At 66.4% G+C, this 13,696-nt stretch carries 9 protein-coding genes and 1 pseudogene; 3 read left to right on the top strand and 7 right to left on the bottom strand.

Going from position 1 to position 13,696, the window contains the following annotated elements:
• Both BZL41_RS28325 and BZL41_RS01240 read left to right on the top strand, forming a co-directional pair.
• A pseudogene (locus BZL41_RS28325) lies at positions 1–1,042 on the top strand (hypothetical protein); the annotation flags it as partial.
• Between the two features lie 44 nt (positions 1,043–1,086).
• Positions 1,087–2,583, top strand: a complete 1,497-nt coding sequence (locus tag BZL41_RS01240) for a TolC family protein (protein WP_095597613.1) — start codon at positions 1,087–1,089, stop codon at positions 2,581–2,583.
• Positions 2,584–2,649: 66 nt separating this feature from the next.
• Here the strand turns inward: BZL41_RS01240 and BZL41_RS01235 are convergent, their stop codons facing one another.
• From BZL41_RS01235 to BZL41_RS01215, 5 genes are all read right to left on the bottom strand, one after another.
• Positions 2,650–3,534, bottom strand: a complete 885-nt coding sequence (locus BZL41_RS01235) for an alpha/beta fold hydrolase (protein WP_095597612.1) — start codon at positions 3,532–3,534, stop codon at positions 2,650–2,652.
• A 583-nt stretch (positions 3,535–4,117) separates the two neighbouring features.
• Positions 4,118–4,810: a pseudouridine synthase gene (locus BZL41_RS01230; RefSeq protein ID WP_095597611.1), complete on the bottom strand. Its 693-nt coding sequence runs from the start codon at positions 4,808–4,810 to the stop codon at positions 4,118–4,120.
• Positions 4,810–5,061: a cysteine-rich CWC family protein gene (locus BZL41_RS01225; protein ID WP_371916464.1), complete on the bottom strand. Its 252-nt coding sequence runs from the start codon at positions 5,059–5,061 to the stop codon at positions 4,810–4,812. The genes BZL41_RS01230 and BZL41_RS01225 overlap by 1 nt, the downstream gene beginning before the upstream one ends.
• 153 nt (positions 5,062–5,214) lie before the next feature.
• On the bottom strand, positions 5,215–6,015 hold the full coding sequence (locus tag BZL41_RS01220; RefSeq protein ID WP_095597610.1) for a DUF4824 family protein: 801 nt from the start codon (positions 6,013–6,015) through the stop codon (positions 5,215–5,217).
• A complete protein-coding gene (locus tag BZL41_RS01215) occupies positions 6,012–7,085 on the bottom strand; it encodes a DUF2157 domain-containing protein (RefSeq protein ID WP_095597609.1) in 1,074 nt (357 codons plus the stop codon). The genes BZL41_RS01220 and BZL41_RS01215 overlap by 4 nt, the downstream gene beginning before the upstream one ends.
• A gap of 256 nt (positions 7,086–7,341) precedes the next feature.
• Between BZL41_RS01215 and BZL41_RS01210 the strand changes: the two genes are divergently transcribed.
• Positions 7,342–7,998, top strand: coding sequence for a methyltransferase (locus BZL41_RS01210; RefSeq protein WP_095597608.1), 657 nt, complete (start codon positions 7,342–7,344; stop codon positions 7,996–7,998).
• Positions 7,999–8,073: 75 nt separating this feature from the next.
• Here BZL41_RS01210 and atzF read toward each other — a convergent pair whose 3' ends face one another.
• Positions 8,074–9,876 (bottom strand): allophanate hydrolase, encoded by a 1,803-nt coding sequence (gene atzF, locus BZL41_RS01205; RefSeq protein ID WP_095597607.1) that lies wholly within the window; start codon positions 9,874–9,876, stop codon positions 8,074–8,076.
• 187 nt (positions 9,877–10,063) lie between these two features.
• The gene (uca, locus tag BZL41_RS01200; protein WP_095597606.1) at positions 10,064–13,687 is read right to left on the bottom strand and encodes an urea carboxylase; all 3,624 of its coding nucleotides are present in this window, start codon (positions 13,685–13,687) and stop codon (positions 10,064–10,066) included.
• Positions 13,688–13,696: the final 9 nt, after the last annotated feature.

Here is a 13,696-nt window from a genome sequence, read left to right as displayed (position 1 = left end):
GTCCATCGTGCAGGTGGACGCGCAGACCTTCCAGATCACCGTGGGCAGCCTGAGCGGTGACGGCAGCCTGGGGCTGAGCCTGAACGGTTCCGGCACCGGAATCGTCGATCAGGCGGGTAACGACGTGGCGGCCGGGCTGACTGGTGAAGCCTATGTGCTGGACAACACGGGGCCGGCCGTTTCGTCGGTGGGCTTGCCGGCCAATGCGGTCTACATCCAGGGGCAGGTGCTGGAGTTCACCGTCGCTTTCGATGACGCGGTGACGGTGGATACGTCGGGCGGCGTGCCGCGTATCGTTATCCAGCTGGATACCGGCGGTACCGTCTATGCGAACTACGTTTCGGGCTCCGGCGGCAATGTGCTGACCTTCCGCTACCAGGTGGATTTCGGCCAGGTAGACCAGACTGGCATCTCCCTGGGCTCGACCATCGACGCGAACGGGGCGAGCCTCAGCGATAGCGTGGGCAATGCGGCGAACCTGGCACTGGGCAGCCTGCCCTCGACCGCGGGAATCCAGGTGAACGCGCCGGCATCGCCGGATAGCGGTGACCCGGAGTTCCGTATCCAGCCGTCGCCGTCGCCGATCGAGGTGCCCCTGGTGCCGAAACCGGTGGTACCGGGTGCCACCATGCCGCCGCCGCTGTTCGAGATTCCTACGCTGGGCAGCAATGTGCCCACCCTGGGCAATGTCTTCACTGGCGGCAGTGCGATCGCGCCGAGCTTCTTCGCCCAACTGTTCAACAACGACAGCTTCGGCGATGGCGGCGGCAAGGGCTTCCTGGGTTTCGGCGGCGGGGACGCCGGTATTTTCACCAGCAGCACCCTGTCGATGATGTTCGACCGCGACGTGCCGCAGGAAGACAGCCTGCTGCGTGTATTCGACGGTAAGCAGTGGCGTGGAGGGAGCGACATCAATGACGGTGTGCGGGGCGCCTTCGGGACGCCCAGTCTCGGGCAGCAATTGCAGGAATTGAATGACCAGGAGCAGCGCCGGATCAACGATCTGGCCTGGGCGTTGGGGCAAGTAGGGCAGCAGGCCTGAGCGGAATAAGACAGAAAAAAGCCGTATCTAGGGGGCGGCCAAGGATGAGACAGATTGGGAACACATTGAAGGTCAGCCTGCTGGCCCTCGCCATCAGCGGCTGCGCGGTTACCAGCCAGCCGATCGAGCGTAGCGAGAGCGAGCAGCGGGCCAAGGCGGACTTGGCGGCGATGTTCAAGGATCAGGAGCCCCTGAGCGGGCCGCTGACCTTGCACGAGGCTATGGCCCGTGCAGTGAAGTACAACCTGGAGGCTCGCCTCAAGGTAATGGAGGAGGCAGTGGCCCAGCGCCAACTGGACCTCGCCCGCTTCGACATGCTGCCACGCATTGCCGCCGAAGCCGGTTATGCCGGGCGTAACAATGTCAGTGCTTCCAGCAGCCGCAGCGTGCGGACCGGTACCCAGTCCCTGGAACCGTCGACCTCGCAGGATCGCGACCGCGAGGTGGCGGACCTGACCATGGTCTGGAATGTGCTGGACTTCGGCGTCGCCTATGTCAGCGCCAAGCAGCAGGCCGACCAGCGTCTGATCGTCCAGGAGCGGCGGCGCAAGGTACTGCACACCATCATCCAGGACGTACGTTCGGCCTACTGGCGCGCACTGGCTGCCGAGCGCCTGCTGACCCAGATCGACACGCTGATGGCGCGGGTGGACGAGGCGCGTGCCAACAGCGAGCGGATGAGCGAGCAGCGCATCGGCGATCCGGTGCAGGCGCTCAGCTACCAGCGCGCCCTGATCGAGGCGACCCGTCAGTTGGAGGAGCAGCGCCGTGCGCTGTCCCTGGCGAAAACCGAACTGGCAACCCTGATCAACCTGCCGCTGGGTACCGAGGTCCAACTGACCGAGTCGCAGGGCGACTATCCGGTGCCGGAGCTGAAGATCGACCTCCACACCCTGGAGCAGGAAGCGCTGGCCAGTCGACCGGAGCTGCGCGAGCAGGATTACCAGGCGCGCATCAGCGCGGCGGAGACCCGCAAGGCCATGCTGCGCTTGTTGCCGGGGTTGGAGTTCTCCGCTGGTGGACATTACGACAGCAACTCGTTCCTGGTGAACCAGAGCTGGGCCGATTACGGCGTGAAGATCACTTGGAACTTGTTCAACGTGATGTCCGCGCCGGCTGCCATCGATGTCGCCAAGGCGGGCGAGCAAGTGGCCAGTGCACGCCGCCAGGCGATGTCCATGGCGGTGCTGGCACAGCTCTACGTGGCCAACGCGAATTACCAGGAAGCACTGCGCCAGTTCCAGACCAGCCAGCAACTGGCCGGGCTCGACGAACGCATCGGCGAGCAACTGCGCAATCGCTACCAGGTCAACGGTATCGGCGAGCTGGAGTTGATCCAGGGCGAGTTGAACACGCTACAGGCTCGTTTGCGACGCGACCTGGCCTACGCCGAGCTGCGCAATGCCTATGGGCAGGTGTTCGCCAGCGTGGGGCTGGACCCGTTGCCGAGCCAGGTTCAGTCGGATCGACTGGAGGATATCGCCTCGGCCCTGGCCGCCCGGGAGGCGCGCTGGGAGCAGGGGGACATCCGGCCGCAGTGATCGAGGGATGGGGCAACGAGACAGGGGAGCAGGGCTCCCCTTTTTCGTGTCTGGAGTAACGCCGGATCAACTGGCCAGTGCGTGGCTTTCCACAGCCAGGGGCCGGGGTCTGGCCAGGTTCGGGGTGGATTGGAGGAAGCCGAGCAGGGCATCGCGGGTCTGCTGCAAGGCGCTCTTATGTTCCATGTCGAGGAAGTGGCCGGCGTTGTCGATGGTGCGGAACTGCGCCTTGCGCAGATGCGTGCCGAACAGCCGGGCATCCTCGGGCGTGGTGTACTCGTCCCATTCGCCGTTGACGAACAGCATCGGAATGTCGATCGCGTCGGCGCAGCGGGTGTAGTACTGGGCGTTGATCAGTTCCAGCACCTCGCTGATGTGGAAGTGCATCTGCGCGTATTCGTGCTCGGCCAGGCTACTCACGTGGCGGAAGTTGTAGCGCTTGAACAGCGACGGCAGGTACTTGCCGATGGTTCCGTTGATCAGGTGGCCTATACCAGGGCGATCACAGGCTCCCAGGACCTGGACGCCGCGTTCCAGGTAGTCGCGCATCGCTGCGTTGACCAATGGAGAGAACGAGCTGAGGATCGCCTTCTCGATACGCCGCGGACGCTGGGCCAGCGCCAGCAGGGTCGCCGCGCCGCCCCAGGAGAACGACAGTACGTGTTCGGCGGCGAAATGCTCGATCAGTTCCAGCAGGATCGCGGCCTCGTCTTCCTTGCGGATCGGGTGGTGGTTGAGGTTGTGCGGTTTCGACTGCCCCGCATAGGGCTGGTCATACAGCACTACGTTGAAGTGCGGATGGAGGTAACGCACCGTCTGTGCGAAAGAGGCTGTCGTAGCCAGCGAGCCGTTGACCAGAACGATGGTCTTCTCCGCGGTTTCGCTGCGATAGAACTCCGTGTAAACCCGATGTTGCCCCTGGATATCCAGCACGGCGATTTCTGGCCTCATAGCACATCACTCCTGACGAGCAGTCTGGTCCGTGTGCGGCACAGGGCGTGTCGCACGAGTCAATGGCAGGTAGGCAAATGCCTTGGCAAAGCGAGGCTCTGGACGGTCCTGTACGAAGAGGGCCGACGCAGCGTTTTTGTTATTGGTTGGACGTTCTCGCGGATGGGAAACCAAACGTTACAGTCGCCATCGAACGTGGCGTTCGCATCGTCAGGTTGGGCAGTCCCGATAAGACGCCAGTGGCGCCAACTGCAGTGCGAGAGCGGTACTTCTGAATATTTTTTGGTGACTACTCGGTCACGTTTGGACCGACGAGTTGATTCAAGCAGGACGGGATGTAACCTGCAAGCCTTTTCTGTGAAATGTTCGTGACTTTTCGGCTGGGCGGTCGTCTCAGGGCCTTTTTACGCTCTGCGAGCGGGCTAGAGCCATGCAAGGCCTCGGCGGCCCTACGAAAACAGGCCGGGCCGCGTAGGCGAGGATGCGCTGGGGTCGCTTCGACTTTACGAGCTGTGAATGAGCAGTCCGGCCGGGCTGGCGATGCACAGCAGATCGTAAACAGGCTCTCAGGCGCCCGCTGCCTCTAGATCGCCAGTATTTCTTCGTGGCTCAGGGCCCGGTATTCGCCGGGTTGCAAGGTGGGGTCGAGCACCAGCGGCCCCATGCGTTCGCGGTGCAGGCGCGTCACCTTGTTGCGGAAGTGGCCGAACATCCGCTTCACCTGGTGGTAACGCCCTTCGTAGAGCGTCAGGCGCGCCGCGCGGCGGTCGAGCACGGTCAGTTCGGAGGGCAGGGTGGTGAGGTCTTCGTAGGCGAAGTACAGGCCCTTGGCGAAGGTTTCGGCGCATTCCGGCGCAATCGGGTCTTCGGTTTCCACGTAGTAAACCTTCGGCAGGCGCGTCGTTGGCTGGGTCAGGCGGCGTGACCAGAGCCCGTCGTTGGTGATCAGCAGCAGCCCGGTGGTGGTCAGGTCGAGCCGGCCGCCGAGGTGCAGGTCGTCCTTGTCCGCTTCGTCCAGCAGATCGAGCACCGTCGGATGCTCGGGGTGCCGGGTCGCGCTGACCCAGCCGGCCGGCTTGTGCAGCATGAAGTAGCGCGCGGGCTTGCCGGCTTGCAGTACTGCGCCGTCGACCTCGATGCGGTTGAACACCCGCACCTCACGCCGACCATCGACGACGACTTCGCCATCCACCAGTACCCGGCGCTCGACCAACAGGCGGCGGGCATCCTGGCGGCTGACGTTGGGAAGGTTGCCGAGGAAGCGGTCCAGGCGCATCAGACGTCCTGTCCATCGTCGGGCGAGGTGGCGGCCTTGCCTTGGGCGCAGCGGGGGCAGAGACAGGCTTTGCCGCGGCTTTCGGCGGGGAGCCGCTCCAGTGCGGTGGGATCGACATCTATATCGAAGCACCAGCATCTCGTCTGGCCGGATGCATCGTTGGCCAGGGCGCAGTCGTTGGGTTGGCCGCAGAGCGGGCAATGCCGGGGGGAGTCGTTCATGTACAAGGCGAGCCGGGAAGAGAGCGCCATGGTAGTGGCCTGCCCGGCCGATTCAAATAGCAATTCTGTGGGAGCGGATTCATCCGCGAAGGGAGCTACCGGTTATTCGCGAATGAATTCGCTCCCACGGATCCGCCTCCCGCACGGCCTGTAGGGGCGAATTTATTCGCCCGAGGGCACCGGTCAATCCGCGTCGTTCCGATGGCGCACCGCGGTGATCCAGGGCTCCATGCGTCGACCGATGGCGACCTCGACCTGATAGGCATGGCGGCTGTCCTTCGCCAACTGCTGGCGGAAGCGCTCGCGCCAGGCGTAGGGCACGTGGATTTCCTCGACGCTGAGGCGGCTGACCTGGCCGGCCAGGCGCAGGGGATTGCCTTCGAACCAGGGATGGACCAGGGCACGCACGATGGCGTAGCGGCGGCGGTCCGGGTAGCGCTGGCGGAGCTTGTCCTGATCCAGACCGACATCGACGGCGAACAGGCGGCTCGCGCTGGTCCGTTCCTGCTCCACGGAGGTGCGGGCGAATTCCAATTGTCGCTGCAGTTCGGTGTCCGTCGGTCGTGCCTTGAGAAGTGCCTGTGCCCGCTCCAGCCGTTGTCGCTGGCGGCGCAATTCCTCCTGGTAGGCCGGGCCGTCCAGCTCCAGCACCACCAGCACCTCACGCGATAGCTGTCGCGAATCCCTGGCGTAGTCATCCGCGCTGAAACCCAGGGCGAGCATCTGCTCTTCGCTCAACGAGGCACGATCGTAACCGTGCGGGCTGTCCGGCGTGCTCGGCCGGCGCCAGTTGAGGGTCAGGGCGATGCCGCTGTTCTCTCGGGCGAACGAATAGGCCGGACGCAACTCGCGTTCGCTCAGGCTCAGGCGGCTGTCCGGTTCGACGGAGCGGTTGTGCCAGACCCCGCCGAGCGCGGCGGCGTTGGCCGCCAGAACCAGTCCGAAACAGGCTAGAAGGCCCCAGGTGCGATTCGGTCCCTTCATGCCGGCTGCCCTCCGTTGCGGCCATGGTTCAGGCGCAGGCGCCGCAGGATCAGCAGAAGCAGCACGGCGGTCAGCCCGAGGACGAGGAAGAACAGGTACTTGGGCATGCTCTCCCACCACCAGTCGAACAGCTTGGTGTAGAGGAAGATGACGAAGAAGGTCAGCCCAGTGTTCACTACATCCGGCCAGTCGCGGCGGTTGCCGAGCCAGATGGCGATGGCGGCGAGCAGGAAACCGAGCACCTGGTAGCCGCCTTCGATGACGCTGCTGTCGAGCCGCAGGTAGCTGGCGCGGCCCCAGTTGGCCAGAAGCAGGATCGGCAGGAACAGTGCAAGCAGGCCGAAAACCCGGTAGATCGTGGCGAAGCCACTGTAGCGCTGCTGCGAGATCAGCAAAGGCACGGCGAAGATCAGCAGGCCGGCGGGCAGGAAGTGTTCGGGGCGCTCGCCCATGTCCAGCCAGTAGAGCCCGCCCCAGGTGCCGACCCGCGCGGCGATGAAGGCGAGCAGGGCGGCCAGCCCGGCGGCCAGCAGCAGGCGCGCATCGCAACTGTAGGCCAGCAGCAGGCCCAGGGTGGCCCAGGCCAGCAGGGCCTTGTCCGACGGCGTGATGTTGAAGATCTGGCCGAGCATGACCAGGTTCAGCACGAAGCAGGCGAAGGCCAGCATGGCGGCCAGCTTGGTGAAATAGCCGGAGTCGTCGCGGCTGCGGACCCAGAAGGTGGCCAGCAGGCTGCCCAGGGACGCGCCGACCAGAATGGCCACCTGGGCGGTTTCGCTGAACAGCCCCCAGAACTGATAGAACAGGAACAGCAGGCTGGCCGCCAACGCCAGGGCGCCGAGCAGCGAAGTGATGCGCATGCCCAGGGACAGGCGCTTGGCCTGGTTGTCCTGGTCGATGTCGTAGGTCTTGCGGTATTCGCCGAGCAGGCCCTGGTGGTGCTCGGCGAGGCGATCCAACTGCTCGGGTTCGAGCAGCAGGGCGCGTTCGCGATGCAGGCGTTCGACCTCGCGGTAGAAGGCCTGGATGTCATCGGCCCGTTGCTGGGCCTGGTCGCGGGTGAGCGTCATGGCGAGTCCTTGCGGTGGCGGGCGTCGTCCTGGCACCGCACTCTAGCGAGAAAGCGTTCCGCCACCAAGACGTCTCTCGGCAGGTTTATGCGTCAGATCAAATTCCGCCAGCGGTCGTGCCAACTTGTGGGCGACCGGGCAAACCGCTACCGTGGCCCACCTGAAGTGCCTTCTCGGTGACTTGCCCCGCCCCGCGCGGGACATCCTTGCTGATCTGTCCCTTTCGGCGACGTCCTTTCAGCAGCCCGAGCGCCCCATGCCTGGTTATCGCATCAAATACTCCACCCTCAGCGTTGGTGCCGAGGATTTTCATCTGTGCTCGCTGCGCGACAAGCAGCAGTTCGCCGACCGTGACGGACGTGCGGAAGCGGCGGGCATTTCTTCCGCCAGTTGGCCGCTGTTCGGCCAGCTCTGGCCATCCGGCGAGGCGCTGGCGCAGACCATGAGCCGGTACCACGTACAAGGGCTGCGTATCCTCGAACTGGGCTGCGGCCTCGGCTTGAGCAGCCTGGTGCTGCAACGGCTGGGGGCGGACATCACCGCCAGCGACTACCATCCGCTGGCCGGCGATTTCCTGCAGCGCAACGCGATACTCAACGAGCTACCGCCGATCCGCTTCCAGCGTTGCGACTGGGCGCTGGAATACGCCGGGCTCGGCTTGTTCGATCTGATCATCGGCAGCGATCTGCTCTACGAGCGCGACCACCCGGGCCTGCTGGCAGGCTTCATCGCCCGCCACAGCCAGCCGAGCGCCGAGGTGCTGATCGTCGATCCGGGCCGGGGTAACAGCGCCCCCTTCAGTCGCGCCATGCTAGCCATGGGGTATCAGCAGCAAGCCGATCACTGCAACGTGCTGGACGACCCCGAGTCTCCGTTCAAGGGACGGATTCTCAACTACCGGCGTGTGGCGTAGCCCGGGAGCATGATGCAGGGGCGGATTTATCCGCCCGCGGCGCTTTGCCGGGCCCTACAAGAGCTTGGTTCGGGCTCAGCCTTTGCTACGCAGATAGGCGCGCCAGCCGCCGAAGTGGGTGATGTCCTCGGCGCCTTCCAGGCCACAGGGTTCGCAGATGAACCCGGTTTCCCAGCGGCCGTCGGCCAGTTGCACCTTACCGAGCCCGAGAGGCGCCGGGATGCCGGTGAGGAATGAGCCCAGTTCCGCGCTGGGCAGCTCCCAGACCTCCACCTCGATGTCCACGCCGCCTTCGGCGACCCGTACCATCCCCGGCCGGAAGGGCGGGCCGCCAGCCAGGGCATAGAGCCTGTAGTCCGGCGAGCTGCGCGTCGCTTCTTGCAATCGGCCGCCACGCTGGCGGAGCTGCCAGTTGAGCGGCAGGCCGTCCAGATGGGCGCCGCAGACCACCACCCGGGCGCGGTCGTGGCGGGCGGTGCCGCTCGGCGCGGCGAGTAGCGGCGTCCGTCCGCCGGCCAGCGGCAGGCCGGTATAGCGTTGCAGGGCGTCGGCGAGGCTCAGCAGGTACTGGTCGGTGAAGACGCGGCCGAACAGGGTCACGCCCCAGGGCAGTCCGGTCTGCATGAAGCCGGCCGGCACCGCCACGGCGGCATAGTCGAGCATGTTCATGAAATTGGTGTACCAGCCCAGGTCCGAGTTGCGTGCCACCGGTTCGGCGTGCAGCTCGGCCAAGGTGACCGGGCGTGGGTAGGCCGGAGTCAGCACACAATCCACCTCGGCCATGAGGCGATCGCATTCGGCCTTGAGGGCTTGCAAGCGATATTGGGCGCGGAAGGCGTCCACCGCGGTGATGCCGGGTGCCTTGGCCAACACCGCGCGGATCACCGGCAGCACGGCGTCGGGCTGCTGTTCGATCAGCTCGCCGGCCACGCTGTAGCGCTCGGCCACCCAGGGGCCTTCGTAGAGGAGTTTCGCGGCATCGAGGAAGGGGGCGAAGTCGATTGCCACCGGCGTGCCACCCAAGCCTTTCAGGCGCTCGACAGTGGCGGCGAACAGTGCGGGGCTTTCCGTGCAGCCGAGGAATTCCAACTGCTTCGGCACACCGAAACGGAAGGGGCGCGGTACGCCGAAGGCGCTGGCGTCGTTCCACAGCGGATTGGCGCGGCCGTAGGCGTCGTGCGGATCGACGCGGGCGGTCAGGGCTAGCAGTTGGCTGGCTTCGCGGGCGCTGGCGGTGAAGTAGGACACGCAGTCCAGGGTGCGGCAGGCCGGCACCACGCCAGCGGTGGAAAGCAGCCCCTTGCTGGGTTTCAGTCCGAGCAGGTTGTTCAGCGCCGCCGGCACCCGGCCGGAGCCCGCGGTGTCGGTGCCCAGGGCGAAGCTGGCCACGCCCAGGGCCACCGCCAGGGCAGAGCCGGCACTGGAGCCGCCGGCGGGGTAGTCCGGGTGCACGCTGTTGCGGCATTCGCCGTAGGGCGAGCGTGTGCCGTTGAGGCCGGTGGCGAACTGGTCGAGGTTGGTCTTGCCCAGGGGAATCGCGCCGAGAGCGATCAACTGGCCCACCAAGGTGGCCGAGCGTTCGGGGATGTAGGCGAACGCCGGACAGGCGGCGGTGGTGGGGATGCCGGCCAGGTCGATGTTGTCCTTGATGGCGAAGGGCACGCCGAACAGCGGCAGGCTGTCGGGCGACTTGCCGTCGAGGGCGGCGAGGTAGGGCTCCAGTTCGTCCGGGCTCAGCAGGTGGATGAACAGGTTGAATTCCAGGTTCAGGGCGGCGGCCTTTTCGCGCAGCGCAGCGATCAGTTGGCGCGGGGTGGTGGCGCCGTCGCGGTAGGCGGCTCGCAGGGTATCGAGGCGCAGGTCGAATTCGTGGGTCATGTTGGCGTCCTTTGGGGGCTGTTTCCCTTTCTCGCTGGAAAGGGTGGGGCGAGGGCGGAGATACGGTGTTGTGGTCCAGTCCGCCTCTCACCCCAGCCCTCTCCCCAAGGGGGAGAGGGCGTTGAACGTGCGTGTCGATGCATCCTTGCTGTTCGGTGCTCTATCTCTCCGTCGAGATGCTTTCAATTCAGGCCTCTTCCATCACCACTACCCGTTGCCCGGCGCGTACCGGTGAGCCGGGCTGTACGCGGACTTCCTTGATCACGCCGTCGCGCGGGGCGGTGAGGGGGATTTCCATCTTCATCGACTCGAGGATGACCAGAATGTCACCGGACTTGACCTCGCTGCCGACATTCACCTGCACCTGCCAGAGGTTGCCGGCGATATGGCTTTCGATAGCGTGCTGTCCGGCGCCGAGCGGACTATCTTCGCCGAGGTCGGCGGCGACTTCCGCGCTCTCGAAATGGGCCTGGCCGCTGTCGATCCAGCGCTGGCGTTCGGCGTCGAAGGCTGCGCGCTGCTGGCTGCGGAACGCGGCAATGCTCTCGGCTTCCCTGGCCAGGAAGGCCTGGTAGTCGGCGAGGTGCAGCTCGCTGTGCTCGATGCGCAACGGGTAGCGGCCGAGGGGGAAGTCGCGGCGGATGCGCAGCAGTTCCTCGTCCGAGACCGGGTAGAAACGGATCTGGTCGAAGAAGCGCAGCAGCCAGGGCTTGCCGTCGAACGCGGCGACGTCGCGGTAGCGGTTCCACATCTGCAGGGTGCGGCCGACGAACTGGTAGCCGCCAGGCCCCTCCATGCCGTACACGCACAGATAGGCGCCGCCGATGCCCACCGAGTTCTCCGCGGTCCAGGTGCGTGCCGGGTTGTACTTGGTGGTGACCAGCCGGTGGCGCGGGTCCAGCGGCGTGGCCACCGGCGCGCCGAGGTAGACGTCGCCCAGGCCCATCACCAGGTAGCTGGCGTCGAAGACGGTGCGATGCACCTCGTCGAGGCCGGGCAGGTCGTTGATGCGGCGGATGAATTCGAGGTTGCTCGGGCACCAGGGGGCGTCCTTGCGCACCGTGGTCATGTACTTCTCGATGGCCAGGCGGCAGGCCGGGTCGTCCCAGGACAGCGGCAGATGGACGATGCGCGAGGGCACCTTGAGGTCCCGGGCGGCGCAGACGCCATCCCAGAGCCCGGCGACCACCGCCAGCAGGCGTTCGAGGGGCAGGGTTTCCGGCTGGTAGTGCACTTGCAGCGAGCGGATGCCGGGTGTCAGGTCCACCACGCCGGCGAGCCGCTCGGCCTCCAGGGCCTGCATCAGCGCGTGGCCACGAAAGCGCAGCACCAGGTCCAGCTCGGGCTGGCCGATCTCCAGCAGCAGATGGGTATCGCCGGAGAGGCGGGCGACCAGGCGGGTATCGTCCTGGCCGAGATCGAGAACGACGGGGCTTGCAGGAACGGGTTTACCCGCGATAACAGCGCTGCCGGGATCGCGAATGACTTCGCTCCCACGGAGGTTGGCGCATTCCGCATTGCGCGCCTTGGCCAGTTCCCGCGCCGTGGCGATGTCTACCGGGACGAAGCGCAGCTTGTCGCCGGCCTTGAGCTGGCCGAGTTGCCAGAGGTCGGCCTCGATCACCGTGACCGGGCAGACGAAGCCGCCCAGACTCGGTCCGTCCGGGCCGAGGATCACCGGCATGTCGCCGGTGAAGTCCACCGCGCCGATGGCGTAGGGATTGTCATGGATGTTCGACGGATGCAGGCCGGCTTCGCCGCCGCTCTCGCGCACCCATTCCGGCTTGGGGCCGATCAGCCGCACGCCGGTGCGGCTGGAGTTGAAGTGCACTTCCCAGTCGGTGGCGAAGAAGGTGCGGATGTAGGCGTCGCTGAAATATTCCGGCGCCCCGTGCGGCCCGTAGATCACACGGATATCGCGGACAACCGGCAGCATAGGGCGCAGCGCCGGGGGCAGGCTGTTGCCCGCGCTGCGGTCCGTCAGCGGCGGCAGGTGCAGCACGTCGCCGGCGCGCAGGGCACGGCCGGCATGGCCGCCGAACTGGCCGAGGGTGAAGGTGCTTTTCGAGCCAAGGTAGTCCGGCACCTGCAGGCCGCCGCGCAGGCACAGATAGCTGCGGGCCCCGGCACCGGCCAGGGTACCGAGGGCGAGAGTGGTGCCGGCCGGCACGCGCAGCGCGGTGTGCATGGGTTGCGGCTCGCCCTCCAGGGCGAGGGGAATCTCGGCGCCGGTCACCGCCACCACGGCGTCGGTGTTGAAGCGCAGGGTTGGCCCGCTCATGGTGATTTCCAGGGCGGCGGCACCTTCCGGGTTGCCCAGCAGGCGGTTGCCCAGGCGCAGGGCACGGTCGTCCATCGGCCCCGATGGCGGTACGCCGACGGCCCAGTAGCCGAGCCGGCCGGGATAGTCCTGCACGGTGGTCTGGGTGCCGGCGGAGAGCACCTCGAAGGTGTTGGCGCGGTAGGTCAGGCCCTCCAGGCAGCGGGTCCAGGGCGAGCCGCTGGCGAAGGGGGCGTCGGCAAGGATTTGTCGCAGGTAGTCGCGGTTGCTTTCCACCCCGTAGAGCAGGCTGCCGTCCAGCGCCTGGTCCAGCGCGGCGCGGGCCTGGTCGCGGTCGGGAGCCCAGGCGATCAGCTTGGCGATCATCGGGTCGAAGTAGGGCGGTATCTCGCAGCCGGCTTCGACCCAGGTGTCGATGCGCAGGGTTTTGCCGTCGGCTGCCGGGAACCGCACGGCGGTGAGCAGGCCGGGGCTGGGTTGGAAGTCGCGGCCTGGGTCTTCTGCGTAGAGGCGCGCCTGGATGGCATGGCCGCTGGGCTTCAGTGTGGCCGCCAGTTCGGCCAGCGGCGGCAGGTCGCCAGCCGCCAGCTCGATCATCCAGCGCACCAGATCGACGCCCCAGACCTGCTCGGTGACGCCGTGCTCGACCTGCAGGCGGGTGTTCACTTCGAGGAAGTAGAAGCGCTCGGCCTCGCTGTCGTAGACGAACTCGACGGTGCCGGCGCTGCGGTAATTCACCGCCCTGGCCAATTCGACCGCGGCGGCGCAGAGCGCTTCGGCCACGCCGGCCGGCAGGTTGGGCGCGGGCGTTTCTTCCAGCACTTTCTGGTTGCGTCGCTGCACCGAGCAGTCGCGCACGCCGAGGGCGATCACTTCGCCCCGGCCGTCGCCGAACACCTGCACTTCCAAGTGGCGGGCGCGCTCGATGTATTTTTCGATGAAGACGCCGGCGTCGCTGAAGTTGTTCTGGCCGAGGCGCTTCACCGCGTCGAAGGCGTCGCGCAGTTCCTCCGCGCTGCGGCAGACGCGCATGCCGATACCACCACCGCCGGCGGTGCTTTTGAGCATTACCGGATAGCCGACCCGCTCGGCGGCGGCGAGAGCGGCGTCCAGGCTGTCCAGCAGATCGGTGCCTTCCAGCAGCGGGACGCCGCGGTCCCTGGCCAGGGCGCGGGCGGTGTGCTTGAGGCCGAACACGCGCAACTGCTCGGGCGTCGGGCCGACGAAGGCGATGCCGGCCGCTTCGCAGGCTTCGGCGAAGGCGGCGTTCTCTGACAGGAAGCCGTAGCCGGGATGGATGGCCTGGGCGCCGCTCCGACGCGCGGCGTCGAGAATCTTGTCCACCACCAGGTAGGTGGCGGCGGCCGGGCCCTCGCCCAGGCTGTGGGCTTCATCGGCCTGCTGGATATGCAGGCTGGCGGCGTCCGCTTCGGAGTAGACGGCGACGCCCTTCACATTCAGGGCGCGTAGGGTACGCAGGATGCGGCAGGCAATGGCGCCGCGGTTGGCGATCAACAATGTGTCGAACATTCGAGGCGT

Source organism: Pseudomonas sp. PIC25 (assembly GCF_002286785.1).
In the GTDB taxonomy this organism is placed as follows: domain Bacteria; phylum Pseudomonadota; class Gammaproteobacteria; order Pseudomonadales; family Pseudomonadaceae; genus Pseudomonas_M.
The sequence above is the reverse complement of the archived record's forward strand: the minus strand, read 5'-3'. Positions and strand labels throughout refer to the sequence as shown.